Source organism: Streptomyces sp. NPDC048191, assembly GCF_040652655.1.
Lineage (GTDB): Bacteria > Actinomycetota > Actinomycetes > Streptomycetales > Streptomycetaceae > Streptomyces.
In genome coordinates, this window is the sequence record NZ_JBEZMO010000006.1 from 1 (window position 1) to 19,281 (window position 19,281).

Sequence of the window (19,281 nt, forward strand, 5' to 3'; positions counted from 1 at the left end):
GGCCGGTGGCTCACGGCCTGCCCAGCACCTCCGGCAGCCCCCAGCGCCGCAGCACCTCGGGCACGGTGACCGTGCCGTCGGGCCGCTGGTGCTGCATAAGTTAGCGGATCCGGGAAGAGCGCGGCGGCATCTCTGATACTTCTCTGGGTCTTTGGGGCAGCGGGCGGGCTGCGGACCACGTCCCACTGGCTCTGCAGCCCGGCTGCGGCTGGGCGAAGGCCGCGTCCGTGGCGGCGCCGTCCCGTGCGCCGGCGGGGGTCGGACTGGTCCTCACGCTCCCCGCGGGACCGGGCTCGGCGGCACTGCCGGAGCCGGTCCGCTCTGGAGCGGGCGTCAGGAGCCGCTGTGAAGGCCGGTGTAGAGGAAGTGGCTGGCCTGGTCGACGGCTGCCTTGGCGGCGTTGGTGTGGGCGAGGGCGTTGAGCATGGCGAAGTCGTGGATGGTGCCCTGGTAGCGGACGGTGGTGATGTCGTTGCCGGCGGCGCGGAGCTTGGCGGCGTACGCCTCGCCCTCGTCGCGCAGGACGTCGGCCTCGTCGGTGATGACCAGGGCCTTGGGCAGGCCTTCGAGCTGGTTGAGGCTCGCGCGCAGTGGCGAGGCGAGGATCTGCTTGCGGTCCTTGGCGTTGGGGGCGTAGGCGTCCCAGAACCACTTCATGGCCTTGCGGGTCAGCCAGGGTCCGTCGGCGAACTCCCGGTAGGAGGCCGTGTTGAAGTTGGCATCGGTGACCGGGTAGAAGAGCACCTGCTCGCGCAGGGCAGGGCCGCGGCGCTGCTTGGCCATGAGGGTGACGGCGGCGGTCATGTTGCCGCCGACACTGTCGCCGGCGACGGCGATCCGGGAGCCGTCGACATTGATCTCGTCACCGTGCTCGGCGACCCACTTGGTGGCCGCGTACGCCTGCTCGATGGCGATGGGGTAACGCGCCTCGGGCGAGGGCGTGTAGTCGACGAAGATGACCGCAGCGCGGGCGCCGTTGGCGATCTGCCGCACCAGCCGGTCGTGGGTGTTCTCGTTGCCGAGGACCCAGCCGCCGCCATGGAAGTACATGACGGCCGGGAGCTTGCCGCTCACTCCGGCGGGACGGACGATCCGGATGGTCACCTCGCCGGTGGGTCCCACCTTGAGGGTGCGGTGGCTGATGTCCGCCGGGAGCTTGTCCGCAGGGCCGGCCTGGGCGCTGTCGAGTGCCTTGCGGGCGTCGCCGTAGGACAGGGTGTAGATGGGCGGGTTCTTCGCGGCCGCGTCGGCGAACGCCTGGGCGTCCTTTTCCAGCACCGGGGCGGTTGTGGTGGCGGACGGTGCAGCGGGTGAGGCCGACGCGTGGGCGGTGATGGTTACCCCGGCGATGAGGGCGGCTGCTGCGGCGACTGCGATCTTGCGGTTGATTCGGACAGGTGCGGTGCGCATGGGGAACTCCTGGTGCGCGGCGCAGGGCGCACGCCACGCGGGTACGGAGGCGGGACCCGGGCGGTCCGGCCGGGTGTAGTGCGGGGGTGTTACGGGCGCCGGATGTGGCTGAGCGCGCTCAGGCGGTGCCGAGTGCGGTGCGCAGTGTGTCGATGGCCTGGTTGATGGCGGCTTCGGCGGCGTGGGTCTCGCGCAGGGCGTTGAGCATGACGAAGTCGTGGATGACGCCCTGGTAGCGGACGGCCGTGACGGGGACGCCGGCCTGGCGGAGCTTGCCCGCGTATGCCTCGCCCTCGTCGCGCAGCACGTCGGCCTCGCCGGTGATGACCAGGGCCGGGGGCAGACCGGTGAGCTGCTCGGTCGTGGCGCGCAGCGGAGAGGCGGTGATCTGGGCGCGTTCGGCCGCGTCGGTCGTGTACTGGTCCCAGAACCACTGCATGGCGTCCCGGCGCAGGAAGTAGCCGGTCGCGAACTGGTGGTAGGAGGCGGTGTCGAAGCTCGCGTCGGTGACCGGGTAGAACAGCACCTGCTGCACCAGGGGAACGTCACCGCGCTGCTTGGCCATCAGGGTCAGCGCGGCGGCCATGTTGCCGCCCACCGAGTCCCCGGCCACCGCGATCCGGCTGGCGTCCAGGCCCTTCGCCGAACCCTGCTCCACGACCCAGCGGGCGACGGCGTAGTTCTGCTCGATCGCGACGGGGTAGCGCGCCTCGGGGGAGAGGTCGTACTCGGGGAAGACGACCGCGGCGTTCGCGCCGACGGCGAGTTCGCGCACCAGGCGGTCGTGGGTGTGGGCGTTGCCGAAGACCCAGCCCGCACCGTGGATGTAGAGGACAACGGGCAGCCGGCCGGCGGCGCCGACGGGACGGACGATGCGCGCCCGGACGGTGCCGGTGGGCCCGCCCTGCACGGTCACCCACTCCTCAGCGATCTCGGGCTTGGCGATGTCGCCGGACTGGACCTCATTGACCGCCTTGCGGCCCTCGACCGGACCGAGGTCGAACAGATACGGCGGGTTGGCGGTGGCCTCGGCGAACGCGGCGGCGGCCGGTTCCAGTACGGGGCCGGTGATGTTCTCGGGCATGGGGACTCCTTGGGCTGATGCCGGGGCGGCAGCCTCGGCGAGGGATGTGTCCGGCCGTTCGGCGGTCACGAGAACACCGTAGCGCTCGATTTAGTCGCGCACAACTGAATCGAACAAGACATAGTCGAGGACGCTTGGAATGGGTAGGATGTGCCTGGCCGATCACCAGAGGTAAGGACGGCGCTCATGGGCCAGAACACGCGCGACGACGCCGCAGTAGGTTCGCTGCTGCTTCAGGACCAGCTCTGCTTCGCCCTGTACGCGGCCTCGCGGGCGGTCACGACCCGCTACCGTCCACTGCTGGACGAGCTGGGGCTGACCTACCCGCAGTACCTCGTCATGCTGGTGTTGTGGGAGCAGGGCTCGGTCTCCGTACGGGAGCTGGGCACGGCGCTCCAGCTGGAATCCAGCACCCTTTCGCCGCTCCTCAAGCGCCTTGAGGCCGGTGGCCTGATTCGCCGCGAACGACGCGCCGAGGACGAACGCTCCGTCGCCGTACGCCTCACCCCAGCCGGCGCGGACCTTCAGGAGAAGGCCCGCGCCGTCCCGCTGGCCATCGGCGAGGCCATGGGTCTGACCCCCGAGCAGGACGCCACCGCAAAGCACTTGCTCCGCCTGCTCACCGAGAACGTCACCCACGACTGAGAACAACACGGCCGAGGCTCCGGCCGTGTGGAATCCGGCCTTCGCCGACGCCGATGACTGCCTGCTGTTCGCGGACCAGTGCGTGGTCCGCGAACAGCACTACTTCGTCAAGGACATGATCGAGATACCGGTCATCGGCAGTGACGAGGTGTTCTCCTGGGGCGTCTGGGTCTCGCTTAGCCGCGAAAGCTTCTCCAAGACTGCGGACCTGTTGGACACCCCCGGCCGCGAGGCTGAGAAGCCGTGCTTCGGCTGGCTCACCACCGACCTACCGGTCTACCCGGCCACCCTCAATCTGAAAACGCACGTGCACACCCGCCCGTTCGGTGAGCGCCCCTTCGTCGAGCTCGAGCCCACCGACCATCCCCTCGCCGTCGAACAGCGCACCGGGATCACCCTGGACCGCGTGCGGGAGATTGCGGCGGCTGTGCTCCACGGCGGCTGACTTGCGGGCGCGGATCTGAGCAACTACTTGGCCAGACGGGCCAACTATCGCGCTCAGTCACACCGGCGGCCGAGCACGAGCAGCAGGGCACCCACCGGCACGTTGACCAGGAACACCGGCCGCCAGCCGGTGCCGAACAGATCGGCACTGACCAGCAACCCGCCCACGACCTGCCCGGCCGCCGCGCCGACGGCGAGGACCGCCGCGTAGCCGCCGAGCGCCCGGGCCCTGGCCTCGCCGGTGAAGGTGCGCTGGATCAGGCTCAGCACCTGCGGGATGGCCAGCGCCGCACCGGCGCCCTGCACCAGCCGGAAGACGATCAGTTCGGTCGCCCCCTGCGCCAGTCCGCAGGCGAGCGAGGCCGCGGTGAACAGGGCGACGCCGGCGAGGTGGACCCGGCCGTGGCCGAGCCGGTCGCCGAGCCGGGCGCCGGTGATCAGCAGCACGGCGTAGGAGATGGTGTAGCCGGCGACGATCAGCTGCAGGTCGGCGCCCGAGGCATGGAGCCCGGAACCGATCGTCGGGGCGGCGACGTTCACGATGAAGGCGTCGAGAGCCGACATGAACAGGGCGGTGAGCAGGACCGCGAGCAGCAGCCGGGGCCGGTTGTCAGTGGCGGGTGCTTCACTGTCCGTGATGGATGAATCGGGTCGGCCGGCGGTCGGTCGGTGACTGTCAGTGGCAGGTGCTTCACTGGTCGCAGGGTTCGGAACGGGCTCGGTGCCCGGCCCGGTCCGGGATGTCGTCGTCATGCCAACCGAGCGTGACGACGGTCCGGTACCGGTGCCGAGTGCCCGTCGATGCTGGTACTGCCAGCACCTGGCAGGGCCCGGTCCGGGTGCCGACGATGAGGACGGGACGACGGGGACGGGGGACGGACGATGACGACGGACACGGGGAACACGACGCACAGGTCGACGCGGGCGGCGAGCGCCCAGCGCCGCAGGCCGGAGCTGGCCGCCTTCCTGCGCAGCAGGCGCGCCCGGGTGACACCGGCCGACGTGGGGATGCCACCGGGCCTGCGGCGGCGCACACCCGGGCTGCGCCGTGAGGAGGTCGCACAGCTCTCCGGCGTGGGCGTGACCTGGTACACGTGGCTGGAGCAGGGCCGGCCGATCAACGCCTCGCCGCAGGTGCTGGACGCGGTCGCCCGCACGCTGCGGCTGGACGCCCCGGAGCGGGAGCATCTGTACCGGCTGGCGGAGGTGGCCTTCGCGCCGGACCGGGAGTCCCTGACCCGCCGGATCGGGCCGGAAGTCCAGGGCATCCTCGACGCCCTGAACCCGCTGCTCGCGGTGGTCTACAACGCGCGCTACGACGTCCTGGCCACCAACGCGGCCTACCGCGACCTGTTCGTGGTGCCGGAGGCCCTCGGCATCGGCCTGCCGAACGTGCTGTGGACGCTGTTCACCCTGCCGGCACACGCCTGCCCCGTGGTGTGGCGGGAGCGTGAGCTGCCGCTGATGGTGGCGACGCTGCGGTCGGCGTACGGCAGACATGTCGGCGAGCCGGCGTGGGAGGACTACATACGCGCCCTTTCCGCGGCGAGCCCCTGGTTCGCGGAGCTGTGGGCGAGCGGTGAGGTGGTGCTTCCGGGACCGCGGGTGAAGACGTTCCGGCACCCGGCGGTGGGCGAGATGCGGATGACCTCGCAGTCGCTGTCCATCGACGGGATGCCCGAGTGCCGGATCGTGGTCTACACCCCGGAGGACGAGGCATCGCGCGAGAAGGTCGAGCTGCTGCGGGAGCGACGGGAGCGGCTGTGGCCCCCGGCACACGAGGACGAGGAGGCAGAGGACGTCATCCGCCGCTGGAACACAGAAAATCCCGCCCCCTGACGGGGACGGGACCTTCATCACCGATCTTTGACAACTCAACAGAGTGTCGACCAGTGGAGCTAAGGAGAATTGAACTCCTGACCTCCTGCATGCCATGCAGGCGCTCTACCAACTGAGCTATAGCCCCTTGCCATGCAGCGAAGCCGCATGGTGTCTCGCTTCCCGCTCGGCGGGGCGAACAAGAAGAACTTTAGCCTGTGACCTGCCAGAAAGTGAAATCCGGGGGCCGGTGAGCCTTCGAAGCTCAGTCGTCGTCGCCGAGGACGGGCTCCGGCAGGGTGCCCGCGTTGTGCTCCAGCAGCCGCCAGCCGCGCGCGCCTTCGCCGAGCACGGACCAGCAGCAGTTGGAGAGGCCGCCGAGGCTCTCCCAGTGCCGGGCCTCCAGGCCGAGGAGCCGGCCGATGGTGGTGCGGATGGTGCCGCCGTGGCTGACGACGACGAGGGTGCCGTCCTCGGGCAGCTTCTCGGCGTGCCGCAGCACGACGGGTGCGGCACGGTCGGCGACCTCGGTCTCCAGTTCGCCGCCGCCGCGGCGTACGGCCTCGCCGCGCTTCCAGGCGGCGTACTCCTCGCCGTAGCGGGCGATGATCTCCTCGTGCGTCAGCCCCTGCCACACGCCCGCGTACGTCTCGCGCAGGCCCTCCTCGCGGGTGATGTCGAGGCCGGTGAGGGTGGCCAGCTCGGCGGCCGTGTTCGACGCCCGCTGCAGGTCCGAGGAGATGATCGCGTCGGGCCGCAGGGAGGCCAGCAGCCGGGCGGCGCGGCGGGCCTGGCCGATGCCGGTCTCGGTCAGCGCGACGTCCGTGCTGCCCTGGAAGCGACGCTCGACGTTCCAGGCGGTCTGCCCGTGCCGCCACAGGATGATCCGGCGACCACGGTCCTTGCGGTCGGTCACCTCACCGGTGGAGCTCATCACCACTCCCCGCCCGGCTCCTGCTCGGCCTCGGCGGCCTGCAGCCTGGCGTGCTCCTCCGCCTTGCCCCGGGTGGCCTTGGCGTCGGCGGGCAGCTCGAGCTCGGGGCAGTCCTTCCACAGCCGCTCCAGGGCGTAGAAGACGCGCTCCTCGCTGTGCTGCACGTGGACGACGATGTCGACGTAGTCGAGCAGGATCCAGCGGGACTCGCGGTCGCCCTCGCGGCGCACCGGCTTGGCGCCGAGTTCCTTCAGCAGGCGCTCTTCGATCTCGTCGACGATGGCCCTGACCTGGCGGTCGTTCGGCGCTGAGGCCAGCAGGAAGGCGTCCGTGATCGACAGCACGTCGCTGACGTCGTAGGCGATGACGTCGTGGGCGAGCTTGTCGGCCGCCGCCTGGGCGGCGGTGTTGATGAGCTCAAGAGAACGGTCGGTGGCGGTCACTACGAAGCTTTCGGTCGGCGGTCACTGGACCTCAAGGGTCTCACGGACCGACCGGCGCACCCCACGCGATAAGAGCGGCACGTGGGGTGCGCGGGCCCGGTCAGGAGACGGCGGGCTTGTAGTCCTGCCCGAGGACGACCGAGACGTCGGCTCCGGAGGTGACCGTTCCCTTGGCCACGGAGCCGGCGGGCAGACCGAGGGTCTTGGCTACCTCGGCGGCGTCCGACTTGTGGGCGGCGTCCGAGTAGACCACCTTCGAGGCGGCCTGGGCGCCGGAGGCGCTACCGCCCTCCAGGAAGGTGAAGCCGCCGTTGAGCAGCACCACGCGGGCCTTCTCGGTGTCGTCCTTCACACCCGTGGCGTTCTGCACGGAGACCCGGACCGCGGAGCCGGCGTCGGGACTCTTGGCGGTGCCGCCGAGGATGTCCTTCACCACGCTGTCGCTGGTCTTCGCGCTCAGGGTGCCGTCGGCCTGCACGGGCAGCAGGGCGGTCTTGTAGTCGCCGGTCTTGGCGAGGTCGGCGAGCCTGGCGAGGAAGGTGCCCAGGTCCTTGTCGGTGAGCGGCGGATCGAGGATCTGCGCGAGGGTCTGCACGGTGGTCGTGGCGGACGACGGGTCCGAGGACAGCTTGCGCAACACGCCCTGCATGACCTGGCCGAACCGCTCCAGCTGGGCGTTCTGGGCCTCGCCGGCGGCGCGGTACGTGGCGTAGGCGACGGCCATCTTGCCGCTGAGGGTCTGGGCGCTGCCCTTGTGGACGATGGGCTCGCTGCCCTTCTTCTTGGCGTCCGGGTCGGGCACGTCGGTGTTGGTGTCGACGTCGATGTTTCCGACCAGGTCGACCAGGTTCTGCAGGTAGGGGGTGTCGAGACGCCAGGTGCCCTGGATGTTGGTGCCGAGGACGGTGTCGAGCTGGTCGCGGGTGCCGGAGGCGCCGTCGTCGTCCACCGACTTGGCGAGGGTCGTCGTGGAGCCGTCGTCGTCGCTCAGTGCGAGCGAGTTGGGCAGCAGCACGGTGCTGCCCTGCTTGGTGGTGGTGTTGTCGACGAGGAGCGCCGTGGAGGTGCCGCCCTTGCCGGTGTTGTGCAGGTGGACGACGATCACGTCGCGTTTCTGGGCGCTGACCGGCGTGGCCGCGCCGGGCTTGGAGCCGGAGGAGGTCAGGCCGGGCAGCTTGCCGGCGTACCAGAGGTAGCCGACGCCACCGACGGCGACGAGGGCGAGGACGACCAGGAGGGCGATGATCCGGCTGCGGGCGCGGCGGCGGGCCTCCTCGCGGCGTTCGGTGCGGTTCTCGGTGAACTTCAGCCAGTCGATGACGTCTTCGGAGTCGCCGTCCGGCTCCTCGACGAACGCGAACTGCTCGGTGTGGTAGTCCCGTTCGCCGTCGTCCCGCGGTTCCGCGGGCCGCGCCGGGGCGTGCGGGTCCTGCGCGGGGCCGGCCTGCTGCGGGATGTGGGCGGTCTGCCCGGTGACCCGGGGCTGCTGCCCGCTGGTCGCGGTCTGCCCGTAGGGGTCGTGGCCGACGGGGTGCTGGGGGCCGGTGCCGTAGGGGTCGTACGGGGCCTGGGTGCCGTAGCCGTCGTACGCGGGCGGCCTGCGGCCGGTGTCGTAGGAGGGAGGCACCGGCGGCGGCTGGCCGGTGGCGTAGGAGGGAGGCACCGGCGGCGGCTGGCCGGTGGCGTACGGGTCGTAGCCGTAGCCCTGCTGCTGGGCGTACGGGTCGTAGGTCGCCTGCTGAGCCTGCGGTGCCTGTTGTGCCGGGACCTGCCGGTACATGGGCTGGCCGTACTCGTCGTAGCCGACGAGTTCGTACGGGCCTGCGCCGTAGCCGGCCTCACCCGCGTCGTATCGGTCGTTCACCGGTGCCCCTCTCGGCTCACTCGCCGCGGTACAGCTCGCGCTTGTCGATGTAGCGCACGACTCCGTCCGGCACCATGTACCAGATGGGGTCTCCCTTGGCGACTCTCGCACGGCAGTCCGTGGAGGAGATGGCCAGCGCGGGCACCTCGACGAGCGAGACACCGCCTTCGGGAAGGCCCGGGTCGGTCAGGTGGTGGCCGGGCCGGGTGACGCCGATGAAATGGGCGAGGGAGAACAGCTCCTCGCTGTCCCGCCAGGTCAGCAGCTGGGCGAGGGCGTCTGCGCCGGTGATGAAGAACAGGTCCGTGTCGGGGTTGAGCGCGCGCAGGTCGCGCAGCGTGTCCACGGTGTAGGTGGGGCCGCCGCGGTCGATGTCGATGCGACTGACGGAGAACTGCGGGTTCTCGGCGGTCGCGATGACCGTCATCAGGTAGCGGTCCTCGGCCGGGGAGACCTTGCGGTGGGACTTCTGCCAGGGCTGGCCGGTGGGCACGAACACCACCTCGTCCAGCTGGAACTGCGCGGCGACCTCGCTGGCCGCCACGAGGTGCCCGTGGTGGATCGGGTCGAAGGTCCCGCCCATGACGCCGAGACGTCGCTTGCCCGTGTGGGCGGGGCCGTGGCCCGGCCGGAACTGCCGGTACCGCGGGCGCTTCACCGGGTCGTCGGCCGTCTCGCGCGCCGGACCGGTAGGCATGTCCTGCTCTCCCATGCGTGCAGACCCTACCGGCCCGGTCTCGGACGTCCGGCCGGGGACGGGGTCCCTGCTCAGCGGTCGCGGTTGAAGCGGGTGGTGATCCACAGCAGGAGGAGCAGGATGACCAGGGCGCTGCCACCGGTGACGGCCGGGTTGAGGCTGGTGTGGTGGCCGCCCTCGGCTTCGGCGAGGTTGACCAACGGGGCTGCGGCGCTGTGAAGGCTCATCTTCGGCAGGACCTAACGCGTGTGGGCGGGATAAAGATGTCGGCTCATCGTAAGCGGGCGGCTCCGCGGCGATCACGCCGACTCCGCCGTTGAGGACGAGCGCTGGAACTTTCGCGGGCCGTCAGTCGTCCTTCCGCTTGTAGCCGCGCAGCAGGAACCATGCGGTCAGTACACAGCCCAGGACCATCACGATCAGGACGATACGGAGCAGATTGCCCGACCCGTGCTGTTGGACGGCGCTCGTCGCGGCCTCGGTCAGCCAGGCGGCTGCGGGGTGGTGCTCCATGACTGGACTCCTTCGGCTGTACTGCCCGTCCACGGTATCTCCGCCTAGGCTGGGCTCCGCCTCGGGGGCACAGTGGGCACTCACACGCACATGGGGGAAGTCATGTCCGACGACGGCCAGCAGCACACGGGGCACGAGCGCGTGCCGAGCAGGCAGCGCAGGCGCTTCCCGGGGATCTCCTCGCGTGCCTACGAGCACCCGGCCGACCGCTCGGCCCTGGTCGCGCTGCGCAAGCTGAGCGGATTCGACACCGTCTTCAAGGCCCTCAGCGGGCTGCTGCCCGAGCGGAGCCTGAGGCTGCTCTTCCTGTCCGACTCGGTGCGCGTCTCCGAGCGGCAGTTCCAGCACCTGCACGACATGCTGCTGGACTCCTGTTACATCCTGGACCTGGAGAAGGTCCCGCCGATGTACGTCAACCAGGATCCGCAGCCGAACGCGATGTGCATCGGCCTGGACGAGCCGATCATCGTGGTCACCACGGGGCTCGTGGAACTCCTCGACGAGGAGGAGATGCGCGCGGTCGTCGGACACGAGGTGGGCCACGCGCTGTCCGGGCACTCGGTGTACCGCACGATCCTGCTGTTCCTGACCAGCCTCGCGCTGAAGGTCGCCTGGATCCCGCTGGGCAACTTCGCGGTCATGGCGATCATCACGGCGCTCAGGGAGTGGTTCCGCAAGTCGGAGCTGTCGGCGGACCGGGCGGGGCTGCTGGTGGGGCAGGACGTGCGGGCCTCCATGCGCGGCCTGATGAAGATCGCGGGCGGTAACCACCTGCACGAGATGAACGTGGACGCGTTCCTGGAGCAGGCCGAGGAGTACGAGTCCGGGGGCGATCTGCGCGACTCGGTGCTGAAGATCCTGAACGTGCTGCCCCGCTCGCACCCCTTCGCCACGATCCGTGCGGCCGAGCTGAAGAAGTGGGCCGAGTCCCGGGACTTCCAGCGGATCATGGACGGCCACTACCCGAGGCGCGACGAGGACAAGGACACCTCGGTCAGCGACTCCTTCCGGGAGTCGGCGGCGAGCTACGCGAGCGATGTGAAGGCCTCCAAGGACCCGCTGATGAAGCTGGTCACGGATCTCGCGGGCGGCGCGGGCGACCTGAGCGGCCGGGTCCGCCGCGGCTTCGACGGCTTCCGCAGCCCGCCCCCGGCGCAGGAGGGCCCGGCGGACGCGCCTCAGGAGGGCTGACGTCGTCACCGCCGCGACGGTGCTCGTCCCACGCCGGCGGGGTCCGGTGGTGGTGCCGCCTTCCCTCCCCGCTCACACCTTCGGCTCGGCCCCGGTGGCCAGCGTCCCGCACAGGGCGGTGGGGCTGTCCGTCTCATAGGGGTCGGTGCCCGCGGGCCCGCCGGTGTGGGCCGTCTGGCCGGCCAGGAGGGGGCGGAGGTAGGCGGTGGAGTCCTCGGCGCAGGCGAGGGGACCCGCCTGGACGTAGGACGTGACCAGCTGGACCTGGTGGGTGCGCAGGTCGTCGCGGGTGAAGCGGAAGGTCAGCTCGCGGCGGACGGTGAACAGGGACACGGGTGCGTTCGCCGCGGCGCCGGTGGGACGCAGCGCGTAGACGAAGGTGTGGTCTGCGGTGACCTCCAGCGCGCCCGAGTCGCTCTCACTGGCGGCGAGGTCGCCCTGGACGCGGATCCGGTCGTCGGCGAGCTGGGCGCGCGAGGGGTCGAGGCGGACCAGCCAGCCGGTGGGGGCGTGCCGTCCGTCCGCCGCCGGGTGGTCGAAGCTCTGGTCGAACTGGTCGAGTTGGTCGGCGTCGAGGAGGGACCGGGCGGGACGGACCTCACGGCCGGTCAGCACCTCGGGGTAGAGCGAGGAGCGGACGATGTAGTCCTTGGCCGTGGTGAGCGCGGTCACCACCTGGCTGTCGGAGAAGTGGGCGGTGCTGCGGGAGGCCGGCAGCGGTATGCCCTCGGCACCGACCTCGAACTGGGCGGCCGGGCTGTGCGCGTACAGGCTCTCGGCGTCGGCGGCGCCCGGCACCTTGCTCGTGGGGGCCAGCGGGATCACCGTCATCCGCAGGGGCTCGACGGGGCGCCTGGTCTGCGGGGGGCCGTAAGGGTGGCGGACGCCCATGTAGATCGCGGTGGCGAAGGCGACGGCGATCAGCAGGACGAGGATCAGGGCCTGCCGGGTGAGCCCGCGGTGCAGGGGCGGGCGGCGGCGTACGGCGGGCGCGTGGTCGGCCATCCGCTCCTCGGCGGAGTACTCCTGGAGGCGGGCAGCGCGGACGAACGATTCGTCGAACACGACGGATCGGTATTCGTCCTCGCCACCTCCGGGGCCGCCCTCGGGTGTGCCCTCCGGTGGGTCTCCTGGCCCGCCCATACTTTCAGAGTAGGTCTCGCGAGCCCTGGGTAAACGCCCTGCTACGCGACAACTTCTGACAGGTGCTCACCAAGAGCGGGGCCGGGAGTTCAGGGGGTGCGCGGGGTGGCCGAGGCCGCCGGCTGGGAGAACTCGGCGGAGGCGGAGGGCGCGGCGGCGCTGCCCTGTTCCAGGCCGGTCCGGGCGGGCGTGGGGACCCCGTCGCGGGTGCCGGCCGAGCCGCCCCGGTAGACGGCGGCGAAGGCCAGGGCGACCATGCCTATGCCCATCACGACGGCGAGCACCCAGGCCACGGGCCGGTGCCAGCGGACCTGTCGGCCGTAGGCACCGAAGGGGCCGTGACGGTCGTCGAGGACGTAGGTGTCCTCCAGTTCGTCCTCGTCCCGATCTTGGCCGAGATCGGTCCCCTCGGGTGAGTACTTGTCGTCGTAGTGCTCGCTTCGGGCGTGAGCGCGACGGGCCTCCGCCTCGGAGGCCTCGGCTCTGGCCTGCGCGGCGGCCAGGAGGCGCTCGACGGCGGTCGGCTCATGGACCGTGGCCGCCTGCACGAAGGCCTCGTCGAAGACCACGGAGGCGAACTCTTCGTCCGACACCCCGTGGTCGTGGTCGTCGTCGGGCTCCCAGCCGTCAGGGAACGGCGTGCCCCCCACGTCCTCCGGCACGCATCCAGAGTAGACCTGGGGGGTCAATTTGGGCAGACGGTATGGAAATTCGTCTGACTGAAGAGACACCGTTTCGGCCGCCCGCCATCTTCGGGACGCGGGACCGAACAGGTGATCCTCAGGGGCGCACGTGGCCGTCGCCGGTGACGATGTACTTCGTGCTGGTCAGCTCCGGCAGTCCCATCGGGCCGCGGGCGTGCAGCTTCTGGGTGGAGATGCCGATCTCGGCGCCGAAGCCGAACTGGCCGCCGTCGGTGAAGCGGGTCGAGGCGTTCACGGCGACGGTGGTGGAGTCGACCAGCTGGGTGAAGCGGCGGGCGGCCTGCTGGGAGGTGGTGACGATCGCCTCGGTGTGGCCGGAGGTCCACAGCCGGATGTGCTCGACGGCCTTGTCGAGGGAGTCCACGACGGCGGCGGCGATGTCGTACGAGAGGTACTCGGTCTCCCAGTCCTCGGCCACGGCCTCCACGACGGTCGCCTTGGAGTCCTTGGCGTAGGCCATCACGCGTTCGTCGGCGTGCACGGTGACGCCGGCCGCGGCGAGGGCGTCGAGGGCGCGCGGCAGGAACTCGGGGGCGATGTCCTGGTGGACGAGGAGGGTCTCGGCGGCGTTGCAGACGCTGACCCGCTGGGCCTTGGAGTTGATCAGGATGTCGATCGCCATGTCGATGTCGGCGGCCGCGTCGACGTAGACGTGGCAGTTGCCGGTGCCGGTCTCGATCACCGGGACGGTGGACTCGTTGACCACGGTCTGGATCAGGGAGGCGCCGCCGCGCGGGATGAGGACGTCGACGAGCCCCCGGGCCCGCATCAGCTCGCGTACGGACTCGCGGCTCTCGCCGGGCACCAGCTGGACGGCGTCGGCGGGCAGCCCGGAGCCGCCGACGGCGTCCCGGATGACGCGGACGAGGGCGGTGTTGGACTCGTAGGCGGAGGCGGAGCCGCGCAGCAGCACGGCATTGCCGGACTTCAGGCAGAGGGCGGCGGCGTCCACGGTGACGTTCGGGCGGGCCTCGTAGATGATGCCGACGACGCCGAGCGGGACGCGGACCTGGCGCAGGTCGATGCCGTTGGGGAGGGTGGAGCCACGGACGATCTCACCGACCGGGTCGGGCAGCTTGGCCACGTCACGGACGTCCGCGGCGATGGCGCGGACCCGCTCGGGGGTGAGGGTGAGCCGGTCGACGATGGCCTCGCTGGTGCCGTTCTCCCGGGCCTTGGCGACGTCCTTGGCGTTGGCCTCGACGATCTCGCTGGTCCGGACCTCCAGGGCGTCGGCGATGGCGAGCAGCGCGTCGTCCTTCTCAGCGCGCGGGAGCGGCGCGAGGTCGGCCGCGGCGGCCTTGGCCCGGTAGGCGGCCTGGGTGACCGGGGACATGGAGTCGTACGGCGAGAGCGTGGTCATGGGGGAAGGGTAGTGCGCCGCGCGGGACGGTTCAGCTGGTGTCCCATACGGCGAGACACCGCAAAAGGGGTGAACCGCCACCCCGGCGCGGGCCCACGCCACGAGCCCGCCCGGCCAGGCCCTCCCGGCCCGAGCCCGTCGACCCGGCGCGTCCGCCCAGCCCGCCGCACACGCCGCGCCGGCCCGGCCCGCTCGCCGCGGCCCCGCTCACCACGACGCGGTCCCCCGCACAGGGCGTCCCGCACACGGCATGCCGCTCACGCCGTGCGTTCCGGCCCACCGTTCCCGCGCGCACCGGCGCACCCCAGCCCGGCCGCCCCCCTGGGCCGGGCGCGGCCCCCGGCTCAGAACGGATGCACCCCCACCGGCGTGGCCGGTGCCGGGCCGTAGCCCTCGGCGATGCGGTGGTGGTACGTCTCGCGGTCGATGACCTCCAGGCCGACGATCTCCCAGGGCGGAAGGCCGGCGCTCTGCCGGTGTTCGCCCCACAGGCGCAGGGCGACGGCGGCGGCGTCGTGCAGGTCGCGGGCCTCTTCCCAGTACCGGATCTCGGCGTGGTCGGTGGCGTATCTGCTGGTCAGCAGGAAGGGGTGGTCGTGGGCCAGTTGTTCCAGGGCCCGCCGCAGTTCCGGCAGGGGGACCTGCTTGCCGGAGACGCTGAGGGTGACGTGCCAGAGCCGGGGCAGGTCCCTGGGCTCCTCGTAGGCGTCCCCGGCCGCGACGCTCGTCAGAGCGCCGCGCGACGTCGCCCCAGGGCGCGCTCGTCTCACCACGGCCTCCTTCACGCTTGGCTCGCTCGGCCCTCGACGGAACGTGTTCCGGTAACAGTCCCGAAGACAAAGTTGAGCAGGCCGTCGGGCTCCGCGTGGTGGTTTTACGGAACGTCCCCCGCCGGGGGCGTTCCCCACGACCCGCTTACGAGCGGTTTTGCGAGTGTCACGCGTGCAGGAGCACCAGGTCGTCCCTGTGTACGACCTCGCGCTCGTACGCCGGGCCGAGATCCCGGGCCAGCTCACGGGTCGAACGCCCGATCAGCCGGGGGATCTCCTTGGCGTCGAAGTTGACGAGCCCCCGGGCCACCGCACGACCCGCCGTGTCGCGCAGTTCGACGGGGTCACCGGCGCTGAACTCGCCCTCCACGGCGGCGATTCCGGCGGGCAGCAGCGACGTGCGCCGCTTGACCACGGCGTCCACCGCCCCGTCGTCCAGGATCAGCGCGCCCTGCGGGGTGGAGGCGTGCTGGAGCCACAGGAGCCGGTCGGCGGACCGCTTGCCGGCGGGGTGGAAGTAGGTGCCGGTGTCGCCGCCACTCAGGGCCTCCGCCGCGTGCACGGCGCTGGTGAGGACCACGGGGATGCCGGCGGCGGCGGCGATCCGGGCGGCCTCGACCTTGGTGACCATCCCGCCGGTGCCGACGCCGGCCTTGCCCGCGCTGCCGATCTCCACCCCCGCGAGGTCCTCCGGCCCCTTCACTTCCGCTATCCGGGAGGTGCCGGGCTTGCTGGGGTCGCCGTCGTAGACGCCGTCGACGTCGGAGAGGAGCACGAGGAGGTCGGCATGGACGAGGTGGGCGACGAGGGCGGCGAGGCGGTCGTTGTCGCCGAAGCGGATCTCGTCGGTGGCGACGGTGTCGTTCTCGTTCACGATCGGGAAGGCGCCCATCGCGAGGAGCTTGTCGAGGGTGCGGGAGGCGTTGCGGTGGTGGGCGCGGCGGCTCATGTCGTCGGAGGTGAGCAGGACTTGGCCGACCCGGACGCCGTAGCGGGCGAACGAGGCGGTGTAGCGGGCGACGAGCAGGCCCTGGCCGACGCTGGCGGCGGCCTGCTGGCGGGCCAGGTCCTTCGGCCGGCGGCGCAGTCCGAGCGGGGCCAGGCCTGCGGCGATGGCGCCGGAGGAGACGAGGACGACCTCCCGCTCTCCCCCGCTGCGGCTCTTGGCCAGCACGTCGACCAGCGCGTCGACGCGGTCGGCGTCCAGTCCGCCGGCCGCGGTGGTCAGTGACGAGGAGCCCACCTTGACGACGATCCTGCGGGCCTCGCCCACGGCCTTCCTCAGCCTTGCCACCTTGCCCTCTGTTCCCCTCTTGTGCCCTCTTGCACCCGCTCGCGGCCCCGCGCGCGGTTCCGGCCGCCTGTGCGGCAATCTACGCGAAGTGGATCGGTCCGCGCCCACCGGTCCAGCCTCCGGACAGGCGCTGCGTAGTCGTTCGCTCACCATGTGCGTATGGCAAAAAGGTTGTACTGGTTCCGCATAGAAATTAAAGCTGTCACAAACATAAGTTGAATTTTGTGTCACCTAATCGCCCTGTGAAGCGCATTCTGCTGAGATCGGGCAAGAGCCCGTACGACGTCCTGTCCGTCGAGGAGGCCCTGCACCGGGACGTCATCGCCACCAACTCGGGCAACCTGATCTTCAGCGACGCGGCGCACAAGATCCTCGAGACACCGGACACCGAGGTCGTCTCCAACGGCACCGGCACGGACCTGGCCGCGGCCGCCCGCATCAACGAGGAGTACGACGCCTTCGTCGTGCCGCTGGCCAACGCGTTCCGGCCGTCCTTCGAGCGTCAGCTCAACCGGCTGACCCGGCTGATCGGCAAGCTCCGGATCCCCGTCGTGGTACTGGGCGTCGGCGCGCAGACCGGGGTGGGTTACGACCCGGCCCGGCTGAAGCCGATGGAGCAGTCCGTGCGCGAGTTCTGCGCGGCGGTGCTGGAGCGCAGTGCGTCGATCGGGGTGCGCGGCGAGTTCACCGAGCAGTACCTGCGGGACATGGGCTTCCGTGACGTGGAGGTCATCGGCTGCCCGTCGATGTTCCTGTACGGCTCCGCGCTCGACGTCCGCAAGCGGGTGCCCGGCCTGACCGCCGAGTCGCGGATCGCGGTCAACGGTTCGCACAGCGCGGTGCACAAGCAGGGCCTGGACCGGATCATCGGCCCTGCCCACGCGCGCTATCCGCATCTGCGGTTCATCGGCCAGAACCTCAGCGACGCACGGCAGCTGCACTGGCGGGACCTGACGGACCCCAACTCCCTGGTGACCGCGATGCCGACGCACCCGGACCACCCGATGTACCGGGAGGACAAGGTCCGTGTGTACGTCGACCCGGTCACCTGGATCGACGATCTGCGCGGCTTCGACTTCTCCTTCGGCTCCCGGATCCACGGGAACATCGCCGCACTGCTGGCGGGGACGCCGGCGACCGTGCTGTGCGGCGACTCGCGGACGCTGGAGCTGTGCCGCTACTTCGAGATCCCGCACCTGCGCCTGGACAGGGCCGTGAAGGACCCGCAGGCGGCGGACCCCGCGCGGCTGTACGAGGAGGCGGACCTCGGCGGTCTGGTCGGCCGTCACCGGGAGCGCTTCGACCGGTTCGTCGGGTTCCTGGACAAGAACGGGTTGTCGAACACCTTCACGCACGGCGACGGCGGTGCCGCATTCGAGGAGCGGATGCGCTCGCTGTCCTTCCCGCCGGGCATCCGGCCGTGGAACGACACCGACCTCGCCTCGCTCAGCAGCCGGTTCGGCTGGCTGCACACCCGGGTCAGCGAACTGAGCGAGGACAACGCGAAGTTGCGCAAGGAGCTCGCCCGGTCGCGCAAGGCGCAGGGCACGGCCCCGGCGCCGACCGCCTCCGTCTACCGGCGTGCCCGACGGGTGGTGGGCCGGCCGCTGCGGCGGGCGCTGCAGCCGGGCAAGCAGTAGCGGGCCCAAGCCTGAGTGACGCCCGGGCCCGCCCGCCCGGCGTCGCTCAGGCCACCGCCTTGAAGTCCTTCGCCGAGAGCATCCGCCGCACCTTGCGCAGTGCCCGGCGCAGGAAGGAGTTGGCAGCGGCCTCGCGGTAGCCGTGGACGGCGCGGGCCTCACGGGGCTCGGCGAGGTAGATGTCGTCGGGGACGCCGACCGTCCTGGACCGGAAGTGCGGGTAGGCGAGATAGACGCGGGTGCCGCGCTTCTCCAGGATCGCGCCGGCCTGCTTCTTCGCCTTGACGAACTCCACGACGTCCAGCAGCAGATCGGACCGCTGCAGGGCGACCAGGTGCAGTCGCAGCCGCTCGTGCACCTTCAGCCGCCGGGCCACTCCCGGCGTCCAGTAGGCGTCCATGAGCGGCTTGGCCAGCTCCAGCTTGTGCCGGCGGACCTTGTCGCTGTCCTTGAGGAACTTCGGCCCGAACTGCGGCAGGAGGGTGATGAGGAAGGGCCGGACCATGAGCAGGTCACGCTTGTCGCCGGCCGGGACCATCTCGTCGATGAGCTTCATCAGGGCGCGCGCCGAGTCGAAGCGCAGGGTGTAGCTGCCGCTCTTGGTCACGTGCTTGCCGTCGTCGCGGCCGACCAGGTAGTAGCAGGGGTAGTCGGCGACGACGGAGACGCCGTCCGCGCGCAGGTACGCCTCCATGGTGAACAGGGCGTCCTCGCCGGTGAACAGCGACTCGTCGAACCGCATGCCGTGCCGGTCCAGCAGCTCACGGCGGAACAGCTTCTGCGCGCTCAGCGTGAACTTGATGTTGGAGGAGAAGACGTCGGTACGGCCGAGGGTCTTGCCCCACATGGACTTCGGCGGGATGCGGTTGACGCCCTCGACCTTGCCGAGCACCACGTCGGTGCCGTTCTCGTCGGCGATGGCGACCATGCGCTGAAGGGCCTCGGGGCCGAGCCGGTCGTCGGCGTCCAGGAAGAACACGTACCGCCCGGCCGCCTTGCCGAGGCCGACGTTGCGGGGGCCGCTGGGGCCGCCGGAATTCTCCTGGCGGATGACGGTGACGTGCATGGGAGCGCGGGCGGCGAACTCCTCCAGGTACTCGCCGGTGCCGTCCGTCGAACCGTCGTCGACCGCGATGACCTCCAGGCGTGCCGGGTCGATGGTCTGGGCCTCGACGGACGCCAGGCACTCGACCAGGTACGGCATCGCTTCGTACGCCCCGATGATCACGCTCACATCAGGCTGCGGCACGACGGTCACACTTCCCCCTTACTTACCAAAAGAACATTTCCCCCGTATCGCCTTAATGGCAACTTGTTAGACGAC

18 protein-coding genes, 1 tRNA gene and 2 pseudogenes are annotated in these 19,281 nt (G+C 70.8%); 5 read left to right on the forward strand and 16 right to left on the reverse strand.

The annotated features are described in order from the left end of the window. Window positions 1-333: 333 nt before the first annotated feature. Both AB0D93_RS12185 and AB0D93_RS12190 read right to left on the reverse strand, forming a co-directional pair. Window positions 334-1,410 (reverse strand): alpha/beta hydrolase, encoded by a 1,077-nt coding sequence (locus tag AB0D93_RS12185; RefSeq protein WP_362117286.1) that lies wholly within the window; start codon window positions 1,408-1,410, stop codon window positions 334-336. 118 nt (window positions 1,411-1,528) lie between these two features. Then, a complete protein-coding gene (locus AB0D93_RS12190) occupies window positions 1,529-2,494 on the reverse strand; it encodes an alpha/beta hydrolase (protein WP_362117289.1) in 966 nt (321 codons plus the stop codon). Window positions 2,495-2,680: 186 nt separating this feature from the next. Here AB0D93_RS12190 and AB0D93_RS12195 point away from each other — a divergent pair, with 186 nt between their 5' ends. Continuing rightward, window positions 2,681-3,139: a MarR family transcriptional regulator gene (locus AB0D93_RS12195; RefSeq protein WP_362117292.1), complete on the forward strand. Its 459-nt coding sequence runs from the start codon at window positions 2,681-2,683 to the stop codon at window positions 3,137-3,139. Between the two features lie 7 nt (window positions 3,140-3,146). Further along, a pseudogene (locus tag AB0D93_RS12200) lies at window positions 3,147-3,584 on the forward strand (DUF2199 domain-containing protein); the annotation flags it as partial. 62 nt (window positions 3,585-3,646) lie between these two features. Here AB0D93_RS12200 and AB0D93_RS12205 read toward each other — a convergent pair. Beyond that, a pseudogene (locus tag AB0D93_RS12205) lies at window positions 3,647-4,165 on the reverse strand (MFS transporter); the annotation flags it as partial. Between the two features lie 300 nt (window positions 4,166-4,465). Between AB0D93_RS12205 and AB0D93_RS12210 the strand changes: the two are divergent. Beyond that, a complete protein-coding gene (locus AB0D93_RS12210; protein WP_362117295.1) occupies window positions 4,466-5,422 on the forward strand; it encodes a helix-turn-helix transcriptional regulator in 957 nt (318 codons plus the stop codon). A 54-nt stretch (window positions 5,423-5,476) separates the two neighbouring features. Here the strand turns inward: AB0D93_RS12210 and AB0D93_RS12215 are convergent. The 7 genes from AB0D93_RS12215 to AB0D93_RS12245 form a co-directional block, all read right to left on the reverse strand. Beyond that, window positions 5,477-5,549 (reverse strand) — tRNA-Ala (locus tag AB0D93_RS12215). A 117-nt stretch (window positions 5,550-5,666) separates the two neighbouring features. Further along, complete coding sequence (locus AB0D93_RS12220; protein ID WP_362117298.1) at window positions 5,667-6,335, reverse strand: histidine phosphatase family protein; 669 nt, start codon at window positions 6,333-6,335, stop codon at window positions 5,667-5,669. Continuing rightward, a complete protein-coding gene (gene rsfS, locus AB0D93_RS12225) occupies window positions 6,335-6,778 on the reverse strand; it encodes a ribosome silencing factor (protein ID WP_362117301.1) in 444 nt (147 codons plus the stop codon). The genes AB0D93_RS12220 and rsfS overlap by 1 nt, the downstream gene beginning before the upstream one ends. 100 nt (window positions 6,779-6,878) lie before the next feature. Continuing rightward, window positions 6,879-8,642: a LytR C-terminal domain-containing protein gene (locus tag AB0D93_RS12230; RefSeq protein WP_362117304.1), complete on the reverse strand. Its 1,764-nt coding sequence runs from the start codon at window positions 8,640-8,642 to the stop codon at window positions 6,879-6,881. Window positions 8,643-8,658: 16 nt separating this feature from the next. Then, on the reverse strand, window positions 8,659-9,354 hold the full coding sequence (nadD, locus tag AB0D93_RS12235) for a nicotinate-nucleotide adenylyltransferase (protein WP_362117307.1): 696 nt from the start codon (window positions 9,352-9,354) through the stop codon (window positions 8,659-8,661). Window positions 9,355-9,410: 56 nt separating this feature from the next. Further along, window positions 9,411-9,566, reverse strand: coding sequence for a hypothetical protein (locus tag AB0D93_RS12240; protein WP_362117310.1), 156 nt, complete (start codon window positions 9,564-9,566; stop codon window positions 9,411-9,413). Window positions 9,567-9,687: 121 nt separating this feature from the next. Beyond that, window positions 9,688-9,852 (reverse strand): hypothetical protein, encoded by a 165-nt coding sequence (locus AB0D93_RS12245; RefSeq protein WP_362117313.1) that lies wholly within the window; start codon window positions 9,850-9,852, stop codon window positions 9,688-9,690. 102 nt (window positions 9,853-9,954) lie between these two features. On the opposite strand from AB0D93_RS12245, the gene AB0D93_RS12250 reads away from it, so the two are divergent. Continuing rightward, window positions 9,955-11,043 (forward strand): M48 family metallopeptidase, encoded by a 1,089-nt coding sequence (locus tag AB0D93_RS12250; protein WP_362117316.1) that lies wholly within the window; start codon window positions 9,955-9,957, stop codon window positions 11,041-11,043. A gap of 72 nt (window positions 11,044-11,115) precedes the next feature. Here the strand turns inward: AB0D93_RS12250 and AB0D93_RS12255 are convergent, their stop codons facing one another. The 5 genes from AB0D93_RS12255 to proB form a co-directional block, all read right to left on the reverse strand. Next, a complete protein-coding gene (locus tag AB0D93_RS12255; protein WP_362117319.1) occupies window positions 11,116-12,186 on the reverse strand; it encodes a hypothetical protein in 1,071 nt (356 codons plus the stop codon). Window positions 12,187-12,275: 89 nt separating this feature from the next. Continuing rightward, a complete protein-coding gene (locus tag AB0D93_RS12260) occupies window positions 12,276-12,875 on the reverse strand; it encodes a hypothetical protein (RefSeq protein ID WP_362117323.1) in 600 nt (199 codons plus the stop codon). Window positions 12,876-12,966: 91 nt separating this feature from the next. Then, window positions 12,967-14,253, reverse strand: a complete 1,287-nt coding sequence (locus tag AB0D93_RS12265) for a glutamate-5-semialdehyde dehydrogenase (RefSeq protein WP_362117326.1) — start codon at window positions 14,251-14,253, stop codon at window positions 12,967-12,969. A gap of 344 nt (window positions 14,254-14,597) precedes the next feature. Further along, the gene (locus AB0D93_RS12270) at window positions 14,598-15,023 is read right to left on the reverse strand and encodes a hypothetical protein (RefSeq protein WP_362117329.1); all 426 of its coding nucleotides are present in this window, start codon (window positions 15,021-15,023) and stop codon (window positions 14,598-14,600) included. Between the two features lie 166 nt (window positions 15,024-15,189). After that, window positions 15,190-16,296 carry a glutamate 5-kinase gene (gene proB / locus AB0D93_RS12275; RefSeq protein ID WP_362118172.1) on the reverse strand — a complete coding sequence of 369 codons (1,107 nt, stop codon included), beginning with the start codon at window positions 16,294-16,296 and terminating at the stop codon, window positions 15,190-15,192. A gap of 263 nt (window positions 16,297-16,559) precedes the next feature. Between proB and AB0D93_RS12280 the strand changes: the two genes are divergently transcribed. Further along, on the forward strand, window positions 16,560-17,957 hold the full coding sequence (locus AB0D93_RS12280; RefSeq protein ID WP_362117332.1) for a polysaccharide pyruvyl transferase family protein: 1,398 nt from the start codon (window positions 16,560-16,562) through the stop codon (window positions 17,955-17,957). Window positions 17,958-18,003: 46 nt separating this feature from the next. On the opposite strand, the gene AB0D93_RS12285 is transcribed toward AB0D93_RS12280, so the two are convergent. Next, window positions 18,004-19,215, reverse strand: a complete 1,212-nt coding sequence (locus AB0D93_RS12285) for a glycosyltransferase (RefSeq protein WP_362117335.1) — start codon at window positions 19,213-19,215, stop codon at window positions 18,004-18,006. Window positions 19,216-19,281: the final 66 nt, after the last annotated feature.

Excerpts from the sequence above, each read along its gene's own strand:
- AB0D93_RS12185 (WP_362117286.1), bottom strand. The coding sequence starts at position 1,410 with ATGCGCACCGCACCTGTCCGAATCAACCGCAAGATCGCAGTCGCCGCA.
- AB0D93_RS12190 (WP_362117289.1), bottom strand. The coding sequence starts at position 2,494 with ATGCCCGAGAACATCACCGGCCCCGTACTGGAACCGGCCGCCGCCGCG.
- AB0D93_RS12195 (WP_362117292.1), top strand. The coding sequence starts at position 2,681 with ATGGGCCAGAACACGCGCGACGACGCCGCAGTAGGTTCGCTGCTGCTT.
- AB0D93_RS12210 (WP_362117295.1), top strand. The coding sequence starts at position 4,466 with ATGACGACGGACACGGGGAACACGACGCACAGGTCGACGCGGGCGGCG.
- AB0D93_RS12220 (WP_362117298.1), bottom strand. The coding sequence starts at position 6,335 with ATGAGCTCCACCGGTGAGGTGACCGACCGCAAGGACCGTGGTCGCCGG.
- nadD (WP_362117307.1), bottom strand. The coding sequence starts at position 9,354 with ATGGGAGAGCAGGACATGCCTACCGGTCCGGCGCGCGAGACGGCCGAC.
- AB0D93_RS12240 (WP_362117310.1), bottom strand. The coding sequence starts at position 9,566 with ATGAGCCTTCACAGCGCCGCAGCCCCGTTGGTCAACCTCGCCGAAGCC.
- AB0D93_RS12245 (WP_362117313.1), bottom strand. The coding sequence starts at position 9,852 with ATGGAGCACCACCCCGCAGCCGCCTGGCTGACCGAGGCCGCGACGAGC.
- AB0D93_RS12250 (WP_362117316.1), top strand. The coding sequence starts at position 9,955 with ATGTCCGACGACGGCCAGCAGCACACGGGGCACGAGCGCGTGCCGAGC.
- AB0D93_RS12255 (WP_362117319.1), bottom strand. The coding sequence starts at position 12,186 with ATGGGCGGGCCAGGAGACCCACCGGAGGGCACACCCGAGGGCGGCCCC.
- AB0D93_RS12265 (WP_362117326.1), bottom strand. The coding sequence starts at position 14,253 with ATGACCACGCTCTCGCCGTACGACTCCATGTCCCCGGTCACCCAGGCC.